The organism is Algibacter sp. AS12 (assembly GCF_046736315.1).
GTDB lineage: Bacteria > Bacteroidota > Bacteroidia > Flavobacteriales > Flavobacteriaceae > Algibacter_B > Algibacter_B amylolyticus.
Genome location: NZ_CP151841.1, coordinates 1,678,235 through 1,701,997, shown reverse-complemented (window position 1 = coordinate 1,701,997; position 23,763 = coordinate 1,678,235). Strand labels below are relative to the sequence as shown.

Sequence of the window (23,763 nt, the reverse complement as noted above, 5' to 3'; positions counted from 1 at the left end):
TTTCGCGGAAATGACAAAAATGAGTAAGAAAAAAAAGAAATATTATACCGTTTGGCAAGGACATAAAACTGGTGTTTTTGAAACTTGGAACGCCTGTAAAAAGCAAATTACAGATTATCCTGGTGCACAATACAAATCGTTTGCCACACTAGAAGCCGCCAACGAAGCTCTTAATGGTAATTATTTCGATTATATTGGAAAGAAATCAAAGTTTACAAGTGAATTATCTCACGAGCAACTTAAAAAAATAGGGCAACCTAACTACAATTCCATTTCGGTTGATGCTGCATCTAGCGGAAACCCTGGCATTATGGAATACAGAGGTGTAGACACCAAAACAAAAAAACAAATTTTTATTCAAGGTCCTTTTGAACAAGGCACAAATAATATTGGCGAGTTTTTAGCTTTAGTACATGGTTTGGCTATTTTAAAAAAGAATAACAGCGACCGCATTTTATATACAGACTCTAGAACTGCAATGAGTTGGGTTAAAAAGAAAAACTGCAACACCAAACTAGAACGCAATGCCAAAAACAAACCCGTTTTCGATTTAGTAGATCGTGCTGTAGATTGGCTTAAAAACAACACTTACAAAACGGTTATTGTAAAATGGGAAACCAAAGCTTGGGGAGAAATTCCAGCAGATTTTGGCCGTAAATAAACAAACACCTCTAAAATTATTCCTTTTAGCCTTAATAATTTTTACAAAAACCAAGCCGCATAAATACTTTTATAATAGCATTTAACTAAAAAATAGCGCCTAGGTAAAGCCTTCCAACAGAACACTGTTATTACTACAATCTCTATTATTGAAAAAAATATAATCGCAGTAAACTATAAAAAGACTTATATTTGCAGCTTAAATTCACACCTCATTTATGAGCAAATTAGTAATAGTAGGTACCGTAGCTTTTGATGCTATTGAAACGCCTTTCGGTAAAACCGATAAAATTCTTGGTGGTGCTGCAACGTATATAGGACTTGCTGCCTCTCACTTTAATATTGATGCCGCAGCTGTTTCTATAGTTGGTGGCGATTTTCCGCAAAAATATTTAGACTTATTATCCGATAAAAATATTGATGTTTCGGGAATTGAAATTGTAAAAGATGGTAAAACATTCTTTTGGAGTGGAAAATATCATAATGATATGAATTCTCGCGATACTTTAGTTACCGAGCTAAATACTTTGGAAGACTTCAACCCTGTTGTACCAGAAAATTATAAAGATGCCGAAGTGGTTATGTTAGGAAACTTACATCCGCTCGTCCAAGCTAGTGTATTAGATCAAATGACGACTAAACCAAAATTAGTAGTTCTAGATACTATGAATTTTTGGATGGACATCGCCTTACAAGATTTAAAAAACGTTATAAAACGTATTGATGTGATTACCATAAATGATGAAGAAGCAAGACAATTAACCGGCGAATACTCGCTAGTTGTTGCTGCGCAAAAAATTCATGAAATGGGACCAAAATATGTGGTTATTAAAAAAGGAGAACATGGTGCATTATTGTTCCATAACGAGCAAATGTTTTACGCACCGGCTTTACCGCTAGCCGAAGTTTTTGATCCTACAGGAGCAGGAGATACTTTTGCAGGTGGATTTGCAGGCTATATTGCTAAAACAGGCGACACTTCTTTTGAAAACATGAAGAACGCGGTTATTTACGGATCGACTTTAGCATCGTTTTGTGTTGAAAAATTTGGTACAGAACGCATGGAAAACCTTTCAAACCAAGAAGTACATAAACGATTGCTGCAATTTAAGCAATTAACACAATTTGAAATAGAATTAACATAAACTGACGCGCTCTAAAATAGAGTGCGTTTTTTGATTAAAATACTGTTTACCTCTTAAAAATCAAATAATCAAGATTTTAACCGAGGAAATATAATTAGTTAGTAAAGCGAAAACATTTACAAATTATGAGTGATGCCTTAAAACACGAATGCGGAATTGCAATGATTAGACTTTTAAAACCATTAGAGTTTTATAAAGAAAAATATGGCAGTGCATTTTACGGTGTAAACAAAATGTATTTAATGATGGAAAAACAGCACAATCGCGGACAAGATGGTGCGGGTTTTGCTAGTATAAAATTAGATACAAAACCGGGAGAACGATACATAAGTAGAGTACGCTCGGTACAACAACAACCTATTCAAGATATTTTTGCTCAAATTAACGACCGTATTAATAAGGAGCTTGAGGTGCACCCGGAATATAAAGATGATGTCGCAGCTCAGAAAAAAAACATACCTTATATTGGCGAAGTATTATTAGGACACGTACGTTACGGAACCTTTGGCAAAAATAGCGTAGAAAGTGTACATCCGTTTTTAAGACAAAATAATTGGATGCACAGAAACCTAATAATGGCAGGAAACTTTAACATGACTAATGTTAAGGAGCTTTTTGGTAACCTTATCGAACTAGGACAGCACCCTAAAGAATATACCGACACCATTACTATTATGGAGAAAATTGGTCATTTTTTAGATGATGCTGTTAGTAAAATTTACAAAGACTTAAAAAAAGAAGGCTATAACAAGCAAAACGCTTCGCCACAAATTGCAGAGCGCTTAAAAGTTGGTAAAATATTGCGTCGTGCAGCAAAAAATTGGGATGGTGGTTATGCCATGGCTGGCTTAATTGGACATGGTGATGCTTTTGTGTTAAGAGACCCTGCAGGAATTCGTCCAGCATATTACTATAAGGATGATGAAATTGTAGTAGTTGCATCAGAGCGCCCTGTAATTCAAACTGTTTTTAACGTTGATTTTAACGATGTGAAAGAACTAGATCCTGGGCATGCTATTATTACCAAAAAATCTGGTAAAGTTGCCATTAAAAAAATATTAGAACCTTTGGAAAGAAAATCGTGCTCGTTTGAGCGTGTTTACTTTTCTAGAGGAAGTGATGCCGAAATTTACCAAGAGCGTAAAACATTAGGAAAGTTACTTATGCCTAAAGTACTTGAGGCTATCAATAACGACACAAAAAATACGGTATTTTCATATATTCCAAACACCGCTGAAACCTCGTTTTTTGGAATGATTGAAACGGCAGATGCCTTTATAAATAAAACAAAAACGGCTGCTATTTTAAATGGTCAGCGTTCCTTATCGGCAGAAAAAGTAACCGAGATTTTATCTGAGCGTGCTAGAATTGAAAAAATAGCTATAAAAGATGTAAAACTTAGAACTTTTATTACTGAAGATAGTAGTAGAGATGATTTAGTTGCACACGTTTATGATGTTACCTATGGCGTAATTAAGCCTACAGATAACCTAGTTATTATTGATGATAGTATTGTGCGTGGTACCACTTTAAAAATGAGTATTTTAAAGATGCTAGATCGCTTAAATCCTAAAAAGATTATTGTAGTATCTTCTGCGCCGCAAATAAGGTATCCAGATTGCTATGGAATAGATATGGCTAACTTAGAGAGCCTTGTTGCTTTTAGAGCAACCTTAGAGCTTTTAAAAGAAGCTGGAAAATACGATATTGTTAAGGAGGTTTATGAAAAGTGCTTAACACAAACCGATTTAGATGATAAATTGGTTAAGAATTTTGTTAAAGAAATTTACGATCCTTTTACAGATGAAGAAATATCGGATAAAATAGCAGATTTATTAAGTCATGAATCGATTAAGGCCGAAGTAAAAATTATTTTTCAATCGGTAGAAAACTTACATAAAGCTTGTCCTGAACATTTAGGTGACTGGTATTTTACAGGAGATTATCCTACAGTAGGAGGAAATAGAGTTGTAAACCGAGCATTTATTAACTTTTATGAAGGTAATAAAGAACGTGCTTATTAATTATTAAATTAATAATTTGGATGTGGTAAAACCGTAAATTATGCATTTTAACCCAAAAAAATGCTTTTCATCTAAAAAATAATTTTAGTACTTAAAATACACATAAATTGGACTCACCATAACATAAGTAGGTTAAGTTCATGGTAGATTTGGGGCAAAAAAAGGTGAACATCTGTTCGCCTTTTTTTATGCCATAAAATGAGCGCTACAACACCGCTTTATAATCTTACACGCTAAACTTAATTAACTAGTATTATATCGTTTAAGCCAATAATTGCGTAGTTTAACTAAATTATTTCTGCGTTGGGTTAACGTACTATATATTTGCATCACCATAACATAAGTAGGTTAAGTTTATGGTAGATTTGGGGCAAAAAGGTGAACGCAAGTTCACCTTTTTCATTTTATATAATCTCGATAACTATCGGGAATATTTTTTTGTATTCTATCTCTTTCAAACTTTTTATCTTTATAGGATTACAATACAGTAATAAAAAACTTTGCATATCACGACTTGTTTGCGAGATGTGATTAATAAAAGGTTTTATATAACGAGTTGTGTATAATTTACCACAACCCTAAAAAATTGACGTTTAAGGAGATTTATAATCTGACAATTAAATATTAGCCATCTGAAATTGATATTTCGGACGTAACAATGGTTTCAACACATAGTGGAAATTTTAAAACTTTATCGGAATGCTGGGACAACGCGGAATTGAAAACAAAAAATGGACCTAAAATTCATTAAATTAGTGGTTTGGGGATTTTTTTTGCGCATATCATTAGAAACCGATTGAAAACTTTCAAATCGGAAAAATAACAGTTTCTTTGACTAAATTGGAGATGGAATGTCTAAAATACAAGGAAAGTTTACTCGATACGAAATTTGAAAAATACGCTGAATTCAGAACAGAATATAAAACTAAATAAAAAAACTATTACCAACATACGTATATAGCAAATAAAAAAGCTCAAATTCCTTCTCTAACAACCAGAAATAAAAAAGAGCAAATTTGTAGGACAAAAAATTGCCTGTTTACTAATTACTGAATTACGCAAATATACCCGCGTTAGGGATTGCCGCGGCATCCTTTTTTTGCTGCCACAAATGGCAAAAAAAGATATAGCATAAAGCCCGACCCCTGTGGTAACGCCCTAAATATTATCGTACTGAAACCATTGGGCGAACGAGGTATCGGTTTCTTGAAGTTTTAATGAATGTAGTTTGATGTGGCTTGGTAACCGTTTGCTAATTTTTTTAGCAAAGTCTAAAACCATCATCTCGCTGGTGGGTTGGTAGTCTACTAACAATACATTGTGCCCGCGGTCTGACAACTCTTTTGCTAACTCGACATGTGGCGTGTTTTTGTTGAATACAGTAGCGTGGTCGAATACGTTTACAATTTCTTCCTTAACGATTTTTTTAAGATCGCCAAAGTCTATAACCATACCGTATTTTACGTTATTAGTATCTGTAATTGGCTGACCAATAACGGTTACCGATAGTTTATAGCTGTGTCCATGTACGTTTTTACATTTTCCGTCGTAGCCGTAAAGTGCATGACCGGTTTCGAAAGAGAACTGTTTTGTAATACGAATGTTATTTGCCATTATCTTCTTTTTCTTTTATTTACAAAGTATACGATTATTAAAACGATTCCTAATATTAGGAATAATCCGCTTCCGCTTAAAAAGGACAAGATGCTCGTGATATCCATAACGCTTATTTATTTCTTTTTTTATTATAATAGTAAACTACATAGGCTAATGTAATAAGCACTGCAAATGGAAGTATAGAACCAATAAAAACACCTATTTCGTAGCCTTTATCTGGTGCATTATTAATTTTTTCTTCAATATCTACTTGCTGAAGTAAAGCAATGAATAGATTCATATTAGTTTGTTATGCTATGATGCAAAGTTAATTGTTTTGAGCTAGTGGCAAAAATAGTTGCCTGAATTTTATAATTAATGGTATGCCTCGTGCAATTATCCAAAAGGTGATGGCTATAAAAATAGCATGCAACTTATAGTCGAAATTATCTAACCAGAACAATATGGGTATAAAAACAATAAAGGTAGAAAAGAGCAGTACGTTACGTAAATATTTCATTTTACCTAAGCCTTTAAAAATACCATCGAAAATAAACGCCAACGTACATAACGGCTGCATAACAAGCACGAGCCAAAAGACGTTATAGAACGCGTCTAGAACTTCGGGCTCTTTAGTAAATATTCGACCTATTGGATAATAGAATATACCTCCTAAAACTCCTAATATAACCCCAATAACTACGCCATATTTAATAAGTTTGTTACTTAGCGCAATGAGTGTTACATATGCTTTTTCGCCAAATAGCCTGCCTGATAAAATATTACCTGCACTGGCATAACCATCGACAATAAAGGCTCCTAAAAACCATAAGTTTATGGCTATAGTGTAGGCCGCTATATATGCTGCGCCATAACTGGTTGCAAAAGAACTTGCGTAATACAGCGTTACGTTTAAAGCAATGGTGCGTATAAAGAGATTTAAAATCATTAACAAAAATCGTTTGATTTCTGGATTAAGAGGAAAACTTGGTTTTAGCGGAATCTCTGTTTTTTTAAGCAGGAAATATGCTGAAAACAAAGCCATTAAAATTTGAGCTATAACACTGGCATACGCTGCTCCTTCTATATGCATTGGGTTTATAAAACCACTTATTCCATAAACCAAAATAATATCTAAAATAATATTTGATATGGCACCTATAATAGCAATGATCATGGGATGGTATGTGTTTTGCAACCCTCTAAAAGCTCCAAAAACAGCAATTGTAAATAAGGTAAAAGGAAACCCTAGTACGCGGATTTTATAATATACCACGGCATAATCTAAAACTAAATCTGTAGCGTTATAAAGTTTAAAAATATATTTTGCAAACGGATAGGTGCTAACAATTATAAGTACACTAAGTGAGGTTATTATAAAAATAGCCTGAGCAGGCAGGTTTTTAATTTTCTCTAACCTATTAGCACCAACGTACTGCGATACGATAGAGGAAATGGCACTTCTAGTTTGCCCCAACACCCATATAAGCATAGACATAAAGGTGGTTACAATACCAACAGCTGCTAAAGACTGGGTTGCATTTACAGGAATATTTCCAACAATGGCCGCATCGGTTAACGATAAAATAGGCTCTGATACTCCCGCAATTAATGCGGGAATAGCCAATTTATTTATATGCTTTAAACTTATGTTTGTGCTCATAAAACTAATTCGTAACAATGAAATGGATAGCTGCTTTGTTTGGGAAAGTAAATATCTCCTATTTTTTGATAGCCTCTAAGTTTATAGAATTTATAGTTTCTTTTGTTCTGTGAAAAGGTATCTAACCTAACAGAAGCATACTTGTTTTGCCTTGCGTAATGCTCTGCAAAATCCATTAATTGTTGTGCGTAACCCTTACCTTGATAATTTGGATTAACGGCTAATCTATGGATATATACGTTATTATTTTCAGTTAGCCATGAAATAGGCTGGCACTCCGTATCCATAAAAGTAGAAATGGTGATGCTTCCTATAATTAGACTATCGACTTCTAAAACATATAACTCACTACGATCAACATCTTTTTGAAAAGCTATTTTATTGGGGTACCCTTCATTCCATTGATAAATATTATTTGCCACCATATGAACCGCACACGCTCTTGTAATATCCAAAATCTTATTTATATCGGTGCCGGTTCCTTTTCTAATCATTAAAATGTTTATTTTTGCATCAAATTTATTGTAAATTTAGCTTTAAAACTCTTAGGTATGAAGAATATTTTAGTCCCAGTTGGATCGTCGAAAAATGCAGTAAGCCATTTACAGTACGCTGTAGATTTTGCAGAAGCCTTTAACGCCAAACTTTTTATTGTACAAGTGTATAATGTGTACACAAAAGCAGGTACTATGATACGTGTGGACGATATTATCCAAAGAGAAAGTAAAATGTTTTTAGATGATTTGGTATCTAAAATTGACCCAAAAAATGTTGAAATTGTTGTTAAAACCTTAAAAGGAAAATTAGTTGACACTTTAGAGTTAGCTTGTAAAGCTGCTGATATTGATTTGGTTTTAATTGAACCGAGAACCAACTCCATTAAAGATGAAGTCTATTTAGGAAAAACATCGGGTAAGATTGTTAAACAAATGGATGTTCCGGCGCTAATTATTCCTGAGGGATATAAGTTTTCGCCAGTAAAAACCATTTTAATGGCGGTAAAATCGGCTATTATAAAAAAAGAAAATGCCTTAAACCCGTTACTTGACGTTAAAAAGAAATTTGATGCTACTTTAAATTTATTACTTGTAAAAACGCCTTTTTATAATGAAGGTGATTTTGAAGTTAAAGAGGAACTTAGTACTATTGTTGATCAAGTTACTAAAAGCGGAAACGCCACTACATTTCAAGGTGTTTTGGAGCATTTTCAATCTAACAATCCAGACATGTTGTGCGTTGTTAGAAGAAAAAGAGGTTTCTTTGTTAAAAAATGGGAAAAGAGCACCATTCTAAAAAAGGACTTTTTTAGTAAAGTGCCTGTTTTAGTTTTAAGTGGCTTAAAATAAAGACAAGGGGATGTAGCTCAGTTGGCTAGAGCGCTTGACTGGCAGTCAAGAGGTCGTCGGTTCGAATCCGATCTTCTCCACAATGATTACAGGGCTTTAGAAGATTTTATCTTTTGAAGCCTTTTTAATTTGCACGCAATTTGCACGCAAAAATGAATTTAAATAAATTTATTTTTATTTGATATGAATAGACCTTATTTAATAGTAAAATCAATAAATTCCAGTTAATTCTTGATAATAAACATCAATTTCCCCTAGACTATATATCATGTGTCTATAACCAACAAAATTTATGAAATTAGCGTTTCCAATCTCTAATATTTTCATAAACTCTTGTTTTCTATTGTTAATAACTCAAAATAGGTCTTAAAACGATCATTAATTTTCAATTTTGAATAGTGTCATTTGTTATCATAAAATGACAAATAAAATTGTGCTATATTAATTTCATGAAATTTGATTAAATATAGGTTAATCTGTTGTTTGTCAAATACTTGTGAATAAATAATTGAATTTTTTTCTTCTTTCAAAAGCCACATTTTTTACTTTTATATCCATAATCCCATAAGGGAAAACAAAAGCGCTTTTGTTCATTTTATAAATCTAAAACAATAAAAATGGACAATTTATTAATTCTTGAACGACTCGATCGTTTAGAAAAACTGTTAGTAGGCCATAAAGAAGTACTAACCTTTGACGAAGCCTGTGATTATTCAGGTATATCCAGAAGCTATCTCTATAAACTAACGGCTTCAGGAAGAATTCCACACTCTAAACCCAACGGAAAAATGCTCTTCTTTGAGAAAGCAAAACTCGTTGAATGGTTACTCCAAAACAAACGAAAGTCAAAACACAATATAGAAGCAGAAGCTTTAGCATATACCATGCGTCGTAAAGTATAATAGGATAATCTTTATTTAAAAATAATTCTTATGAAAAAGATACCTTATATACGTGTAGGCACGTCCTATTATAAGCAAGTCAAAGCTCCGACTATAGCTGGTCATTTTAATGAAATCTTGGTGCATTGGAATATGGAAACCATAAAACAAGACCACGGAAAGGATCATTTAAGTAAAATATCTAAATATGATGGCTTTACTTGTATGCCAAGTCATTTGGACTTTAAGCAAGAATATCTAGGTTTTTATAATATCTATTCGCCTTTAGGAAAACAACCCAAAGCAGGGGATGTATCATTATCTCTAGAATTTGTAAAACACATTTTTGGAAAACACTATGAATTGGGCTTGGACTATCTTCAATTATTATATCTAAAACCCATCCAAGTATTACCTATTTTATGTTTAGTATCCAAAGAGCGCTCCACAGGAAAAAGCACCTTTTTAAAATGGCTCAAGGAGATCTTTGATAACAACCTGACCTATTTAACCAATGACAGCTTTAGCAGTCAGTTTAATGCCGATTGGGCAAACAAGCTTTTAATCTGTATTGATGAAGTATTGTTCAATAAAGAAGAACTTACAGAGCGCATTAAATATTTAAGTACTACTAATATTAATAAGCTGGAAGCTAAAGGCAAGGATAAACGGGAAGTCGAATTCTTTGGGAAATTTATTCTATGCAGCAATAACGAAGAGAGTTTTATTAAGATTGATGCTAACGAAACCCGATTTTGGGTTATAAAAGTACCTGTTTTAGAAACGGAGAATATACAATTCTTAAGAAATCTGATTAAAGAAATTCCTGCCTTTATGCACTATTTGAATCAAAGGAAAATAGCATCAAAACACTTAACAAGAATGTGGTTTACTCCACAACAAATAAAAACTAAGGCACTAGTGAAACTTGTTCAGAACAATCGTAACCGAGTAGAAAAGGAACTGGCAAGTATTCTGTTGAGTGTCATTGAAAAATTTGATTTAGAAGAAGTGCATTTATGTCCCATGGATGCCTTATTGGTGCTTAATAAGACCAGAGTAAAAACAGATTTGACACAATTAAGACGATTGCTGAAAAGAGATTGGAAATTAAGCAATCAGGACAACTCCAATAGCTACCAGAAATTTGTAATCTGGACGGATGGCGATATCAATTTATTGGATGCCAAAGGGCGATATTTTACCGTACAAAAATCATTTTTAACCAAAAATTTTGATGATACGATGACAGAATGAAGAAACCGCTGTATTTACTGGGGCTAAACCTGTCATCATTTATTCATCATTTTGTCATCAAAAAATATAATGATGACAGGATAAGGCTTTTAAAAATCAAGAATGATGAAACGATGAAAAATTGATGACTAAGAAATCGTAGTTTTTATAGGGCTTCACAAGTGAAATCATCAAAATATCAAAAAAACACCTAAAAACACATTGGCTTATGAAAAGAAAAATAAACTGTGAAACTGCCCGTAACTTTTCTATCGTGAAGGCGCTAGAAAAATTAGGACACTTTCCCAAAAAGTCAACGGAAAAAGAAGCTTGGTTTCTAAGTCCTTTCAGGTCAGAAACCCAAGCCTCTTTTAAAGTTTCTAAAACTAAAAATCGGTGGTACGATCATGGTGCTGGTATTGGAGGAAATGTAATTGATTTGACTTGCAAGATTTTGAAATGTTCTATTAATGAAGCGTTATCATTTTTGAATAGTGATACTTTGTTTTTTTCTTTTCAACAGCAGCAACTTTTTAGCAAATCAGAAATAGGAATCAACATTGTCAAAGTTCATGATATAATCCATCCAGCTTTAATTCAATATCTAAATTTCAGATGTGTTTCGCTTTCAATCGCAAAAATATATTGTAAAGAAATTTGGTATGCCTATAAAGGCAAACAATTTTTTGCGATTGGATTAGAGAATGACAAAAGTGGTTGGGAATTACGCAACAAGATTTTTAAAAATAGTAGTAGTCCTAAATGCTATACTTATATCCAAAACAACAAAGAGCAATTAACCATTTTGGAAGGGATGTTCGATTTATTGTCGTTAGCAGTTCGAAATGAAACTCTATTAGATATCTCTGATATTTTAGTTTTAAACTCCATTGCTTTCGCAAAAGATATTGAACAATATATTCCTAAGTATGATTTAGTAAACCTCTATTTGGATAACGACAAAGCTGGAAAAAACACTACTGAATATTTGAAAGAAACTCATAAGAACATTATCGACCAAAGTAATATTTATAAAAATCATAAAGATTTAAACGATTTATTATGCTATGAAAACAAAAAAGAAGTTTGATTTTAAGTCAAATGATGAAAAGGTGCAGTCTGTAAAGATTCCTACTGATGTACTAAATAATTTAGATAGTATCGAATTGGATTTGCAGCAGACTTCAATTGAAACGAAAATGGTCTTAGGTAGGAATTCAAGATGTGTGTCTGTGGACACATTCTTGTTTGCTCCCCTTGGTCGCAAAGAAAAAAAAAGAGTGTTTAAGGGAAAAAGTGACCTCGTTAAATTTAGATGTTCTGTTTACGAAAAGAAGCTACTCAAAATTAAAGCAACTAGCTGTGGATTAACATTAAGTGAATATATGAGACGCAGTTTATTTGAAAAGGGAATTACAGTACGATTTACAGAAGAACATATTAACATTTATAAAATGCTCATCAAATATCACAATAATTTAAGTCTATCGGTAATATGTACAGAAAGCGAAATCCAAAACTGACTAAAGAAGTTTATGACTTAGCTAATGAAATTAAAGCACATCTAAAAAAATTTCAGAAATGATAGGTAAAGGTAAAAGTATATCGCATACTAGAGCTTCGATGTCTTATGGTTGGAATCAGGAAAAAGATGCTGAAATTATACTCAAGGAGTTTTTACATGGAGATTCTCCTGCAGAAATTACTAAGGAATTTAAAATGCTCCAGGACCAAAATTACCATTGTACCAAAAACACGTTGTCTTTTGTAATTAGTCCAACAATAAAAGATGGTAAAAAATTAAATAAAAAGGAATTACAAGCCATAACAAAACGTTTTATCCATGAAATGAAATTGGGCGAACGACAAGCGATAGCTTTTATACATCAAGATAAAGACCATAAACACATTCATTTATATGTTAATCGAATTGATTTTAAAGGTGTAGCCTATAATGATAGCTTTATTGGAAAGCGTAGTCAGTTAGCAGCAGAAAAAGTTGCGGAACACATGGGCTTAACCACCGTAAAACAAGTGCAATTTGAAAAGGAATTTAATCTAAAGGAAATTAGAACAGAAATTAAACGCAGGCATGACCTGACGATGAAACAATTTAAACCCAAATCTTTTGATGATTATATAAAAGCGATGCAGGTAAATAGCGTAAAAGTAATCCCGACTATAAATAACCAAAAGAAGTTACAGGGTTTTCGGTTTGAGTTTGATGGGCATAACTTAAAAGGTAGTGAAGTGCATCGGAATATGTCGGTTGGTAATATTGGAAAACAAATATCAGGAATAAATGGAGCAAGTATATTAAAAGACAACAATGTAACTGTTAAACTAGCTGGTAAAATGATAGATTAGACACCAAGTTTAGCTTTGAAAATCACAAAATTTGTTATTAAAAAAATAATCCAAAAAGGAATTGGATATTAAATAGAGGTACTATGACAAAATTAGAAGAGTTAACAACCTTATTAGTGGATGAAATCAATGATTTTAATAAGGGCATTGACAAACTGGAAAAAATCAATGAACAATTAAAGAATACTAAAATCAAAATGGATTTTTCCGAATACAAATCCATCAATGAAGCTCATCAACAGAAAATAGCAGATCATTTAAAAAGCATTGAACGCTTTGAAAGTCGTTTTGAAAACAAAATAAAGGCAGCTAAAATTTATCCTACTTGGGCGGTTGCGGCTTTTATAATCGCTTTACTGATAGCTATCAGTTCTATATTATATATTTTAGTATAATGAAAATTTGAGTTTAATAAGATAAGCACATTATAAAAAGATTTTTAAACCAACTCTCTTAACATTTTAGCAGCAATTTCTGCAGAAATATCTCTTTGAGGCGAACCAAACATTTCATAACCAACCATGAATTTTTTTACTGTAGCACTTCTTAATAAAGGCGGATAAAAACTCATATGCCAGTGCCAATGACTGTTATCATTTCCATCGGTTGGTGCTTGATGGATACCACTAGAATAAGGGAAGGAGATGCTAAATAACTTATCATAGGCTTTTGTTAATACCGAAATGCTTTCAGCATACAATAAAGCATCGTTTTCATTTAATTCTGAAATGTTGGCCTGCTGTTTTTTAGGGACAATCATTGCTTCAAATGGCCATACTGCCCAAAACGGAATTAAAACTACAAACAATTCATTTTCAAAAATAATGCGTTCTTGTTTTTCTAATTCTTGGGTTAAATAATCACCTAAAATACTACATCTGTTTTATGTGTAATAGTCAAGTTGGCGGGTGTTTTTTTTGTCCACTTCGTTAGGAAGCGTGGACTGGCTCCAGATTTGCCCGTGAGGATGTGGATTACTACAACCCATAACAGCACCTTTATTCTCAAAGGTTTGAACATAGTTGATACTTGGATTTTTAGCCAGTTCACTATACTCTTTCTGCCAAGCAAAAACCACTTTTTGAATGTCTTTAACATCCATGTCTGCTAAACTTTTCGAATGGTCTGGACTAAAACAAATCACTTTACAAATACCTGATTCACTTTGAGCCCTCAATAAACCATCGCTAACTTCAAAAGTAGGAGAATCGTTTTGTAAGGCCGCAAAATCGTTTGTAAAAACAAAAACGTCTTTATAGTTCGGATTTATTTTACCATTAATTCTAGTATTACCAGCACATAAATAACAGGATTTATCATGTGAAGGTCTTACTTCATTTGATACCGATTCGTTTTGTCCTTGCCAAGGGCGTTTTGCTCTGTGTGGAGAAACTAAAACCCATTCACCAGTTAAAATATTATATCGTTTATGAGAGTAATCTTGTAAATTTGTATGCATCTTATTAAATGGAATCGTCTATTATTTTACTATGTGTGTTCCTTCAGAAAGTTCTATAAAATAGACAGAACAGTCTTTATTGAATTTATTTTTACACGCTTTATAGGCTGTTTCAGCAAAAGTTTTAGCTTCATCTTTTCCTACTAAATTAATAGTGCAACCGCCAAAACCACCACCCATCATTCTGGCTCCCAATACATGCGTGTTTAATTTTGCTTGATCTACAAGAAAGTCTAACTCTTCACAACTTACTTTATATTGATGTTGTAACCCGTTATGCGATTTGTAGATTAATGCTCCTAAAGCTTCTAAGTCGTTTTCTTCAATAGCTTTGGCCGCTTTTAAGACTCTCTGATTTTCTTGAACAACATAAAGGGCTTTTTGATAGTTTTCGGGAGTGACTTCATCTTTAATACCTTCTAAATCATTTTCTATGGCATCTCTTAAAGCTTTAATACCTAATAAGTCTGCAATACTTTCACAAGCCGATCGTCTGTCGTTATAAGCACTATCAGACAAGCTATGTTTTACATTAGTATTGATAAGCATGAGCTGATGATCTTTAAAATCTATTTCATAAGATTTAGATTCCACCGTTCTGCAATCCAAAAGTAAAGCATTGTTTTTTACACCAAACATACTTGCGAATTGATCCATAATACCACACTTAACACCTACATAATTATGCTCTGCCTTTTGCGAAATGAGAATCATCTCAAGCTTGGTAAGACCCAAGTTAAATATTTCGTTTAACCCAAAAACCACACTATTTTCTAATGCAGCAGAAGATGACATACCAGCTCCACCTGGAATATTACCAGTAAAAACGATATTAAAGTTTGCAATAACTTTATTTTTGTTTTGAATTTCTGCGACCACACCAAGCACATAATTTTCCCAACTTCCTAAAGAAGATGGTTTTAAATTGTCTAACTGAAACTCTATTTTACTATCCATGTCTAAAGCATAAGCAGTAGAATAGTTGGCCTCAATTTTTTTGAATGGCTGCTGCAATACCTTTATCTACGGCTGCAGGAAACACAAAACCATCGTTATAATCGGTATGCTCGCCTATAATATTTATTCTTCCTGGTGAAAAAAATAATAAAGGTTCTGTTTTGAATGTATTGATAAAATTTACTTTAACGTTCTGAATTAATGATTCTTGCATTTTAGAAATGATTATATGTAAGTCTGTCCTTAGATGTTATTTGCTATTTCTTAATTTTTACAAATTTCAAGTTATCATTATTTATTGCTAAGATGATGTAAGCTTGATTTTCTACTGTAATTATATTCATGTCTTTTACGTCTCCATGAGCAAAAAAACCACTTTCCGAAGCTTGCTTAGCTATAAAAGAGCCGTTGTTCTTTCCTTTTAGGAACAAACCGTAACCTGCATCGTTTCTTGGAGTTTCTACTTCAGAAGCAAATAGATTCCCTACGATAATTGCATCCAAGGCCCCATCATTGTCATAATCATCAACCAGAATTTTATTGATGCTTGATAGTTGTGCTTCTGCTGGTAATTCATGAATGATGAATTTACCATCCTTATTTTCTAAATACACACTAGCAAACGATTTTACTTGATAATGTAAAGCTGATTCCAGAGATTTTTCTTCGTAAACATCTACCAATGTGGCATTAGAAAAGGTTTCATAATTTTTAAATTTCTCTTTTATTTGAGGAATTTGTTGAGACGAACATTCACGTCCTCTTACGGGGTATTGCTTCCCTTCGTTATAGTAACTTAAAACAATGTCTTTTTTATTGTCGTGATCGAAATCGTTTATATAAATGTCAAAGGTTTCATCTTCTGTAGCTTTGTATTTGTAGTTTAAACCATTATTTCCTACTATGTAATCCATATCGCCATCATTATCAAAATCACCTTCATTAATGCTCCACCACCAACCTGTAGTATCGTTTGTCAAATCTAATTCTTCAGAAACCTCTTCAAAACCAGTTTTGGTATTTTTAAAAACTCGAATCGGCATCCATTCACCAACAATAATAATGTCTTGCCAAGTGTCATTATTAAAATCGGTAATTACAGCGCTGGTTGCCATACCTAGGTTTTTAAAAGGATTAGCGCGTGTCTGGGTTACATCTTCAAATTTTGAAATACCCTTTTCAGATTTATTTTCAAGTAAATAACTACTAGCTGGTGCTGGATAATTTCCCGGAATTTGTCTGCCTAAAACCAACAAATCTTGTTTACCGTCTTTATTATAATCAAGATTGTAAACTTTAGAACCACTTGAAATCATTTCAGGTAAAACCGAAGGATTGGCTTTTGATAAATTACCGTTCCCATCATTAATATACAATCTGTCTTGAAGCATTTTAGATTGTGGTGAAAACTCATAGCCACCACTTACCACATATAAATCGTTATCCCCATCATTATCGGCATCAAAAATTAAAGCCCCTATATCTTCACTTAACTTATCAGGTTCAAGAAATTGTTCGTCCTGCTTCTTAAAACCATTTTCAGTTTGAAAAAACAAACTTCCTGTTCTGTTGAAAGAACCTCCAACAAAATAATCGTCTAAACCATCATTATTTAAATCGCCAACCGCTAGAGCAGGACCAAAACTCGACATTTTATGTGGAAGAAGTACTTGGTACTTAAAATCATCAAAAGTGTTTTCTGAATGCTTATGAGGTGGAAAAATAGTGTTAACTTCAGAAGTAAATAGTTGTTTTGATTTTTTTGGATTTACATTAGAAAGATATTGTGCATCCAAATATTTTAGAACCAACTCTTGATTTGTCGAAACGTTATTTAATATTTGAGTTTTACCATCTGTCCAAACAACTTTTAATTGGTCAATTTTTTTAGATTGATTGAAACCAAAATGTAATTCTGGTGCTACGGATGATTGAAACCCTCTTGTTAAAGTGAGTTCTTGCATTTGAGTATTACCATTAGTTGTTGCGAAAACCCGATTCCCTAATCCGAATTTGTTTTTTGGAGTTCCTTCAAATTTAATGGTTAAATAATTGTTAGAATTAGAACTTTTGTTTTCAAAAACCGATGCATAATCATCAATATTATTGGTAATGATTTCTAAATCGCCATCATTATCTAAATCGGCATAAGCCACTCCATTCGAAAAGCCTTTAAACTCAATACCCCAATCTTTATTAGCTTGTTCAAACTTTAAATTTCCCTTATTTTTATAGATGAAATTATCAATTCTTTCAGAAGGAATTTTTAAACTCATCTCCAATGTCTTGTCACTATCAATACTAAAAGCATCATCAATCTGATTAAAGAAATCACGGTTGTTAACTTCTCGACGTGTACCGTTTGATACGAATAAATCTTTTAAACCATCGTTATCAAAATCAGCAAAAAGAGGCCCCCAACTCCAGTCAGTAGACGATACGCCTGTTATTCTAGATACGTTTGAAAAAAACGGATTATCATTTTCAAAAATACCTGTATTCATTTGTAAACAATTTTGCATGTATTGGTAATGAAAACCAGCATCTACAACCCCCCAAAATAAGTCAGGATTCATCCCTGCCATATTCGCTTTTTTACGCTTATTGGTTTTGGCATCCATATCTACTTGAAAAACATCTAAGTTCCCGTCGTTATTAAAATCGGCTATGTCAACACCCATACCATAAAATGCTGTATGCGATGTAACTTCTTTTACAACTTCTCTAAATGTACCGTCTTGATTATTCATGTATAAATAATCAGGAGAAGCAAAGTCGTTTGAAATATAAATATCTGGCCAAGAGTCGTTATTCAAGTCACCCACTGTAGCACTTAGTGTTAAGCCAAAACTTTTTACGCCTACTTTTTCTGTAACATCAGTGAATATATCGCCATCATTTCTATATAGATGATCGGTTTCAGTATGATTTACAGTTTTCATTTTTTGTTCGTAAACGTACACCGATGCGTTAAATTTTGTAATTGGATAGTTGGCTACATACACATCTAAATCGCCATCTTTATCATAATCAAAAAAAGTAGCTTGTACGCTATTTCCAATGTCTGCCAAACCATATTCTTTGGCTTTTTCAGTAAATGTACCGTCCTGATTGTTTATGAATAACTGATTTTCTTTAGGGTTGAATTTCCCAGCGACAGAGCAATAAATATCCAAATAACCATCGGCATTTACATCGGCCATAGTTACACCTGTGTACCATCTGTTATCTCCTGAAACACCAGCGTTTTGAGTAACATCTTCAAATTTAAGATTGCCTTTGTTTAGGTACAATTTATTAGAAACTTGATTTCCGGTAAAGAAGATGTCCTTTAAACCATCGTTATTAATATCGCCAACAGCTACGCCTCCTCCCATATATAAATAGGAGTAGGTAAAATAGTTTAAACTATCGTTTTCTATAAGTGTGTTTGAAAAGTCAATGCCAGAAATTGAAGCATCAAGAGTTTCAAAAATTGTTTTTGAAGCGGTTGTTTTTTCTTCTTTTTCACAATTGAAAAAAAGCATCAATAAAGCTAAACAAGTTACTAATTTTAATACTCTATTTTTCATGCTATTATTCTATATTTTATTCAAATTCTTCCTTGTAATATGTTGTCGCATCTTGTAAAAGTAATTCCATTTTTTCTTTTTCAGAAGCCATACGTTTTGTGTCCCAATTTAAATAATTTGCACAGTCATCGGAAATGATTTTCATATACTTTTTCACGCTTGGAATATCGAAATATAGCCTTCCTGTGCGCCTCACAAAGAAATCAGTTAAGCTATTTGTCATTTCATGATGCATACAGTACCAAAGTTCGGCTCTTATCAAACGCTCTAAAGCCTCTTTATTTTCAAAAACTTTGGATTTTTCAATGATAACATCAGCCTGTTTGCCATATGTGGTACATAAATACCAAGCATGATAAGTGTCAGAAATGCCCAGCTCTAAAAATTTTATTTCCAACTCTTTTTGATAAATTTTTACTTCATTGGAGCTTTCAAGTGAGGGAGAAACCAAAGAAATTTTTTCGGTATCAGACTTCTTTAAATTTTTCTTATGCTTACTTTTCATGGTTTTTAAAACCGCTTCAATCACACGCTCTGCCATTCTTCGATACCCCGTAAGTTTTCCTCCAGCTATCGAAATTAATCCGCTTTCTGAAATGAATAACTCATCTTTTCTTGACAATTCTGAAGGGTCTTTATCCTCTTCATGAATCAATGGTCTTAAGCCAGCCCAGTTTGATTCAATGTCATCAATATTAAGGTTAACGTTAGGAAATGTTTTATTTATGGCATTTAATAGATATTCTGCATCTTTTTTAGTTGCTACGACACGCTCTAAATTTCCTGAGTAATTGGTGTCTGTCGTACCAACATAAGTGGCACGTCCTCTTGGAATTGCAAAAATCATTCTACCGTCTGGCACGTCAAAATAAAGGGGTTGTTTTACCGGTAAATTTTCATAAGGAAATACAATATGAACCCCTTTGGTTAAGTGCAAGTATTTGTTGTTCATAGAATGGTCTTTGGTTCGTAATTTATCGACCCATGGACCTGCTGCAGACACATAATTTCTTGCTTTTATTTTGAAAGTATTTCCCGTATTGTTGTCTTTACAATTTAGACTTTTAATTTTAGAATCATCATCATAATTAAATGATTCCATTTCACAATAATTAATTATGGTTGCTCCAAAAGAAGCTGCTTTTTTTAATATTTCAATGGTTAAACGAGCATCATCTGTTCTGTATTCTGCATAAAGTCCGCCTCCCAAAATAACATCTTCATTAAGTAAAGATTCTTTTGCTAATGTTTCTTCCTTATTTAGCATTCGTCGTCTATCATCACCTTTTACATCAGCTAAAAAATCGTAAACTTTCAGGCCGATGGAAGTCATCATTTTCCCATAAGTTCCGCCTTCTACTAAAGGCAATAACATTTTTTCTGGAATAACTAAATGTGGTGCTAATTTATGCACGATCGCGCGTTCAGAACCAGATTCCCTTACCAAACCAATCTCAAATTGTTTGAGGTACCGCAACCCGCCATGAATTAGTTTTGTAGATTTATTACTGGTTCCTGATGCAAAATCATTCTTTTCTACAAGACATACCTTTAAACCACGTGAAGCGGCATCCAAAGCTATTCCTGCACCTGTAACACCACCACCAATTATAGCTAAATCAAATTTTGTTGTTTGTAACTTTTCGATTTGCTCTGCTCTATTTAAAACTGATAACTCTATGTTTTTTTCCATCACCTCCAACTTACTTTCTTTTTGTTCTTTTTATCGCTTTTTTCCAGCCTTTGTATTTTCTTTTTCTTATTTTTTCTTCCATTTTTGGACTGAAAATAGTATCAATTTCTCTAATTAGAGCAATATCACTTTTTGTCCAAACGCCTGCTTTTATACCGGCTAAGAGCGCAGCTCCAAAAGCAGTAACTTCTATCATTTTTGGCCTGTCAACTTCAACGTTTAAAAGGTCTGCTTGAAATTGCATTAAGTAGTTATTCGCACTAGCTCCACCATCTACCTTTAAAGTTACTATTTTTTTCTTGCTATCTTTTTCCATAGCGCCAATAACATCTTTGGTTTGATACGCTAAGGCTTCAACAGTAGCTTTAATCAATTCTTCTCTTCCTGTATCTAAGGTCATGCCATATATACTGCCTTTTGCTTTTCCATCCCAATGTGGCGCACCCAGACCCGCAAAGGCAGGCACTACGTAGATGTTTTTTAATGGCGGAATACTGGTGCAAATTGCTTCGGTATCGCTTGCTTTTTTTATAATTTTCATTCGATCTCTAAGCCATTGAATGGAAGCTCCTCCAGCAAAAACACTACCTTCTAAAGCATAGTTTACAGGCTCGGAGTCTAAACTACAAGTTAATGTAGTAAGTAATCCTTTTTTTGATTTTACCTGTTTTCCACCTGTATTCAACAAAATGAAACAGCCCGTGCCATATGTACTTTTTGCAATACCAGCTTCAAATCCTCCTTGTCCAAATAAGGATGCTTGTTGATCGCCTGCTACTCCATAAATAGGAATTTGAATTCCTTTATAATCTATTGTCCCAAAATCTGAAGATGATGTTTGTACTTTTGGTAATAAAGATTTTGGAATGTTTAATTCGTCCAGTAATCTTTCGTCCCAATCCAATTTTTTAATATTGTAAATCATGGTACGGGATGCGTTGGTATGATCCGTAACATGTTTTTTTCCATTTGTGAATTTATAGATGAGCCAACTGTCAATAGTTCCAAACATTAATTTTCCAGCTTCAGCTTTTTCTTGAGCCCCTTCAACATTACCCAAAATCCATTTTAGTTTGGTACCTGAGAAATAAGAATCTATAACTAATCCTGTATTTTTTTTGATGTAATTTGAAAGCCCTTTTTTTTCTAAATCTTTACAAATACCTGTGGTTCGTTTGTCCAACCACACAATAGCATTGTGAATGGGTTCTCCTGTTTCTTTATCCCAAACAACCGTAGTTTCTCGTTGATTTGTAATACCTATTGATGCAATTTCCTCTGGATTAATTCCTGATTCTGTTACCGCTTGATTGAAAGTATCAAATTGGTCTTTATATATTTCCAAAGGATCATGCTCTACCCATCCAGATTGCGGATAGTATTGTTTTAATTCTTTTTGAGCAATTGATACAATAGTTCCTTTTTCATCAAAAACAATGGTTCTTGTACTTGTTGTACCTTGATCGAATGCTATGACATATTTATTGTTCATTTCTTTTTCAATTTAAAAAATCAAATAAGTGCTTAATACTAAAAGAGTGATAGCTATTCCTACAACTTTAGCATATTTCCATGGTGTAATGTCGATTTCTTCTGTAATCTTTGGTTTATAAACATTTTTATTTGGATATAGTTTACCCATTATCAACATGAAACCAACATTGATAACAAACAGAATACCCATAATATGTAAGAAGTGTGGGTATGCTTTTGCTTTTATAATACCTAGTTGTTTTGCATCTGTAATTCCGTTTGCAGCAGCTTCAGCTAAAGCGGCATCAACAAAATGCGGACTCAATACAAACTGACTTATTAGATACATCAATACGCCAACAGTTAATACAATTTTTGCACCCAAAGCTGGTACGTTTTTGGTAGCCATACCAACAGCAACAACCGCTAAAATTGGCACACTTAAACTTCCTAAAGATTCTTGAATGTATGAGAATAAACCATCTGGAGCATTCGCTATAAATGGTGCAATAGCCATTGAAATGATTGCTAATAAAAGGCCAAATGCTTTACCTGCTTTTACCATTTTAAGTTCAGAAGCATCTTTATTAAAATATTGGCGGTATAAATCTACACCAAACAATGTTGAACTACTATTTAATAAACTATTGAAAGAGCTTAAAACCGCCCCAAATAATACAGCTGCGAAAAACCCTAAAAAGGCTCCGGGTAGTACTTTTCTAACCAAAGCTGGATATGCTTGATCTGCATTAGCCAAATCGTTTCCGAAAATATGCCACGCAATAATACCTGGCAATACCACAATAATCGGTATTAAGAATTTTACAAATCCTGCTAATATCATTCCTTTTTGTCCGTCTGCTAAACTTTTAGCACCGAAAACACGTTGTAAAATAGATTGATTCGTACCCCAATAATACATTTGAGCAATCATCATTCCTGTAAAAATTGTACTGAAAGGAATAAAAGAATCTATTTCTCCTTTGGCATTGAATTTATCTGGGTTTTCAGTCCATAATTCGCTTAATCCATCTGAAATACTACCATCTCCAATAAGCATTAAACCAAAAACTGGGATTAAAAGACCTCCAATTAATAAGCCAATAGCATTTACTAAATCTGATACAGCTACGGCTTTTAGTCCACCAAAAATAGCATAAATAGAACCAATAATTCCAATAGACAACACACAAATCCAAATAACTGCAGACTGTGAGATACCTAAAGTTTCAGGTAAAGCGAACATGGTACTAAATGCTAAAGAGCCAGAGTATAAAATGGTTGGTAGCAATACCACACCAAATGCTACTAAAAATAATATAGATAGAATTGATTTTGTTTGTGCATCAAAACGTTCCTGAATAAATTCGGGTATGGTAGTAATGCCTGAGCGCATGTATTTTGGTAATAAATAAATGGCTGTAACAATCATGGAAATGGCTGCCAAGGTTTCCCATGCCATTACTAAAACTCCTTGAGCAAACGATTGTCCGTTAAGCCCAACAATTTGTTCCGCAGATAGATTAGTTAAAAGCAAAGAACCTGCAATGGTTACGTATCCCAAACTTCTTCCTCCAAGGTAATATCCATCCGCTGAATTTTCATCAGTTTTACGGGTTGCATACCAAGCAATAAAAGCCACCAATAATGTAAATCCAAGAAATGAAACAATTGATAGCGTATCCATGGTT

20 protein-coding genes, 1 tRNA gene and 1 pseudogene are annotated in these 23,763 nt (G+C 33.3%); 11 read left to right on the top strand and 11 right to left on the bottom strand.

Annotated elements, in window-relative coordinates:
• Positions 1-19: 19 nt before the first annotated feature.
• The 3 genes from AAFN75_RS07110 to AAFN75_RS07100 all read left to right on the top strand — a co-directional run bounded on the left by AAFN75_RS07110 (position 20) and on the right by AAFN75_RS07100 (position 3,829).
• On the top strand, positions 20-661 hold the full coding sequence (locus AAFN75_RS07110) for a viroplasmin family protein (protein WP_411808905.1): 642 nt from the start codon (positions 20-22) through the stop codon (positions 659-661).
• A gap of 217 nt (positions 662-878) precedes the next feature.
• A complete protein-coding gene (locus AAFN75_RS07105; protein ID WP_411808904.1) occupies positions 879-1,805 on the top strand; it encodes a PfkB family carbohydrate kinase in 927 nt (308 codons plus the stop codon).
• Between the two features lie 125 nt (positions 1,806-1,930).
• On the top strand, positions 1,931-3,829 hold the full coding sequence (locus AAFN75_RS07100; protein ID WP_411808903.1) for an amidophosphoribosyltransferase: 1,899 nt from the start codon (positions 1,931-1,933) through the stop codon (positions 3,827-3,829).
• A gap of 1,158 nt (positions 3,830-4,987) precedes the next feature.
• Here the strand turns inward: AAFN75_RS07100 and AAFN75_RS07095 are convergent.
• The 4 genes from AAFN75_RS07095 to AAFN75_RS07080 all read right to left on the bottom strand — a co-directional run bounded on the left by AAFN75_RS07095 (position 4,988) and on the right by AAFN75_RS07080 (position 7,582).
• On the bottom strand, positions 4,988-5,443 hold the full coding sequence (locus AAFN75_RS07095) for a 6-pyruvoyl trahydropterin synthase family protein (protein WP_411808902.1): 456 nt from the start codon (positions 5,441-5,443) through the stop codon (positions 4,988-4,990).
• Positions 5,444-5,555: 112 nt separating this feature from the next.
• Positions 5,556-5,726 (bottom strand): hypothetical protein, encoded by a 171-nt coding sequence (locus AAFN75_RS07090; protein ID WP_411808901.1) that lies wholly within the window; start codon positions 5,724-5,726, stop codon positions 5,556-5,558.
• A gap of 27 nt (positions 5,727-5,753) precedes the next feature.
• Positions 5,754-7,088: an MATE family efflux transporter gene (locus tag AAFN75_RS07085; RefSeq protein WP_411808900.1), complete on the bottom strand. Its 1,335-nt coding sequence runs from the start codon at positions 7,086-7,088 to the stop codon at positions 5,754-5,756.
• Positions 7,085-7,582, bottom strand: a complete 498-nt coding sequence (locus AAFN75_RS07080) for a GNAT family N-acetyltransferase (protein WP_411808899.1) — start codon at positions 7,580-7,582, stop codon at positions 7,085-7,087. Before AAFN75_RS07080 ends, AAFN75_RS07085 begins: the two co-directional genes overlap by 4 nt.
• A 57-nt stretch (positions 7,583-7,639) precedes the next feature.
• Between AAFN75_RS07080 and AAFN75_RS07075 the strand changes: the two genes are divergently transcribed.
• The 8 genes from AAFN75_RS07075 to AAFN75_RS07040 all read left to right on the top strand — a co-directional run bounded on the left by AAFN75_RS07075 (position 7,640) and on the right by AAFN75_RS07040 (position 13,313).
• A complete protein-coding gene (locus tag AAFN75_RS07075; RefSeq protein WP_144114881.1) occupies positions 7,640-8,434 on the top strand; it encodes a universal stress protein in 795 nt (264 codons plus the stop codon).
• 6 nt (positions 8,435-8,440) lie between these two features.
• A tRNA-Ala gene (locus tag AAFN75_RS07070) sits at positions 8,441-8,514 on the top strand.
• 537 nt (positions 8,515-9,051) lie between these two features.
• Positions 9,052-9,336, top strand: coding sequence for a helix-turn-helix domain-containing protein (locus AAFN75_RS07065; protein WP_411808898.1), 285 nt, complete (start codon positions 9,052-9,054; stop codon positions 9,334-9,336).
• 30 nt (positions 9,337-9,366) lie between these two features.
• A complete protein-coding gene (locus tag AAFN75_RS07060; RefSeq protein ID WP_411808897.1) occupies positions 9,367-10,572 on the top strand; it encodes a primase-helicase family protein in 1,206 nt (401 codons plus the stop codon).
• Positions 10,573-10,780: 208 nt separating this feature from the next.
• Positions 10,781-11,641, top strand: a complete 861-nt coding sequence (locus AAFN75_RS07055; RefSeq protein ID WP_411808895.1) for a toprim domain-containing protein — start codon at positions 10,781-10,783, stop codon at positions 11,639-11,641.
• Positions 11,619-12,074: a plasmid mobilization protein gene (locus AAFN75_RS07050; protein WP_411808894.1), complete on the top strand. Its 456-nt coding sequence runs from the start codon at positions 11,619-11,621 to the stop codon at positions 12,072-12,074. The genes AAFN75_RS07055 and AAFN75_RS07050 overlap by 23 nt, the downstream gene beginning before the upstream one ends.
• Before the next feature lie 58 nt (positions 12,075-12,132).
• Positions 12,133-12,918 carry a relaxase/mobilization nuclease domain-containing protein gene (locus tag AAFN75_RS07045; protein WP_411808893.1) on the top strand — a complete coding sequence of 262 codons (786 nt, stop codon included), beginning with the start codon at positions 12,133-12,135 and terminating at the stop codon, positions 12,916-12,918.
• 83 nt (positions 12,919-13,001) lie between these two features.
• Positions 13,002-13,313: a DUF6730 family protein gene (locus AAFN75_RS07040; RefSeq protein WP_411808892.1), complete on the top strand. Its 312-nt coding sequence runs from the start codon at positions 13,002-13,004 to the stop codon at positions 13,311-13,313.
• A 44-nt stretch (positions 13,314-13,357) separates the two neighbouring features.
• Here AAFN75_RS07040 and AAFN75_RS07035 read toward each other — a convergent pair.
• The 7 genes and pseudogenes from AAFN75_RS07035 to AAFN75_RS07005 all read right to left on the bottom strand — a co-directional run bounded on the left by AAFN75_RS07035 (position 13,358) and on the right by AAFN75_RS07005 (position 23,759).
• Positions 13,358-14,377, bottom strand: a pseudogene (locus AAFN75_RS07035) (UDP-glucose--hexose-1-phosphate uridylyltransferase).
• Positions 14,378-14,398: 21 nt separating this feature from the next.
• Positions 14,399-15,391, bottom strand: a complete 993-nt coding sequence (gene galK, locus AAFN75_RS07030) for a galactokinase (RefSeq protein WP_411808891.1) — start codon at positions 15,389-15,391, stop codon at positions 14,399-14,401.
• Positions 15,366-15,548: a galactokinase family protein gene (locus AAFN75_RS07025; RefSeq protein ID WP_411808890.1), complete on the bottom strand. Its 183-nt coding sequence runs from the start codon at positions 15,546-15,548 to the stop codon at positions 15,366-15,368. Before AAFN75_RS07025 ends, galK begins: the two co-directional genes overlap by 26 nt.
• A 43-nt stretch (positions 15,549-15,591) precedes the next feature.
• Positions 15,592-18,906, bottom strand: coding sequence for a VCBS repeat-containing protein (locus tag AAFN75_RS07020; RefSeq protein WP_411808889.1), 3,315 nt, complete (start codon positions 18,904-18,906; stop codon positions 15,592-15,594).
• 16 nt (positions 18,907-18,922) lie between these two features.
• The gene (locus AAFN75_RS07015) at positions 18,923-20,599 is read right to left on the bottom strand and encodes an FAD-dependent oxidoreductase (protein ID WP_411808888.1); all 1,677 of its coding nucleotides are present in this window, start codon (positions 20,597-20,599) and stop codon (positions 18,923-18,925) included.
• Between the two features lie 10 nt (positions 20,600-20,609).
• Complete coding sequence (gene glpK, locus AAFN75_RS07010; RefSeq protein ID WP_411808887.1) at positions 20,610-22,091, bottom strand: glycerol kinase GlpK; 1,482 nt, start codon at positions 22,089-22,091, stop codon at positions 20,610-20,612.
• 12 nt (positions 22,092-22,103) lie between these two features.
• Positions 22,104-23,759: a solute:sodium symporter family transporter gene (locus tag AAFN75_RS07005; protein ID WP_411808886.1), complete on the bottom strand. Its 1,656-nt coding sequence runs from the start codon at positions 23,757-23,759 to the stop codon at positions 22,104-22,106.
• Positions 23,760-23,763 lie beyond the last annotated feature (4 nt).

Excerpts from the sequence above, each read along its gene's own strand:
- AAFN75_RS07110 (WP_411808905.1), top strand. The coding sequence starts at position 20 with ATGAGTAAGAAAAAAAAGAAATATTATACCGTTTGGCAAGGACATAAA.
- AAFN75_RS07105 (WP_411808904.1), top strand. The coding sequence starts at position 879 with ATGAGCAAATTAGTAATAGTAGGTACCGTAGCTTTTGATGCTATTGAA.
- AAFN75_RS07100 (WP_411808903.1), top strand. The coding sequence starts at position 1,931 with ATGAGTGATGCCTTAAAACACGAATGCGGAATTGCAATGATTAGACTT.
- AAFN75_RS07095 (WP_411808902.1), bottom strand. The coding sequence starts at position 5,443 with ATGGCAAATAACATTCGTATTACAAAACAGTTCTCTTTCGAAACCGGT.
- AAFN75_RS07090 (WP_411808901.1), bottom strand. The coding sequence starts at position 5,726 with ATGAATCTATTCATTGCTTTACTTCAGCAAGTAGATATTGAAGAAAAA.
- AAFN75_RS07085 (WP_411808900.1), bottom strand. The coding sequence starts at position 7,088 with ATGAGCACAAACATAAGTTTAAAGCATATAAATAAATTGGCTATTCCC.
- AAFN75_RS07080 (WP_411808899.1), bottom strand. The coding sequence starts at position 7,582 with ATGATTAGAAAAGGAACCGGCACCGATATAAATAAGATTTTGGATATT.
- AAFN75_RS07075 (WP_144114881.1), top strand. The coding sequence starts at position 7,640 with ATGAAGAATATTTTAGTCCCAGTTGGATCGTCGAAAAATGCAGTAAGC.
- AAFN75_RS07065 (WP_411808898.1), top strand. The coding sequence starts at position 9,052 with ATGGACAATTTATTAATTCTTGAACGACTCGATCGTTTAGAAAAACTG.
- AAFN75_RS07060 (WP_411808897.1), top strand. The coding sequence starts at position 9,367 with ATGAAAAAGATACCTTATATACGTGTAGGCACGTCCTATTATAAGCAA.
- AAFN75_RS07055 (WP_411808895.1), top strand. The coding sequence starts at position 10,781 with ATGAAAAGAAAAATAAACTGTGAAACTGCCCGTAACTTTTCTATCGTG.
- AAFN75_RS07050 (WP_411808894.1), top strand. The coding sequence starts at position 11,619 with ATGAAAACAAAAAAGAAGTTTGATTTTAAGTCAAATGATGAAAAGGTG.
- AAFN75_RS07045 (WP_411808893.1), top strand. The coding sequence starts at position 12,133 with ATGATAGGTAAAGGTAAAAGTATATCGCATACTAGAGCTTCGATGTCT.
- AAFN75_RS07040 (WP_411808892.1), top strand. The coding sequence starts at position 13,002 with ATGACAAAATTAGAAGAGTTAACAACCTTATTAGTGGATGAAATCAAT.
- AAFN75_RS07025 (WP_411808890.1), bottom strand. The coding sequence starts at position 15,548 with ATGCAAGAATCATTAATTCAGAACGTTAAAGTAAATTTTATCAATACA.
- AAFN75_RS07020 (WP_411808889.1), bottom strand. The coding sequence starts at position 18,906 with ATGAAAAATAGAGTATTAAAATTAGTAACTTGTTTAGCTTTATTGATG.
- AAFN75_RS07015 (WP_411808888.1), bottom strand. The coding sequence starts at position 20,599 with ATGGAAAAAAACATAGAGTTATCAGTTTTAAATAGAGCAGAGCAAATC.
- glpK (WP_411808887.1), bottom strand. The coding sequence starts at position 22,091 with ATGAACAATAAATATGTCATAGCATTCGATCAAGGTACAACAAGTACA.
- AAFN75_RS07005 (WP_411808886.1), bottom strand. The coding sequence starts at position 23,759 with ATGGATACGCTATCAATTGTTTCATTTCTTGGATTTACATTATTGGTG.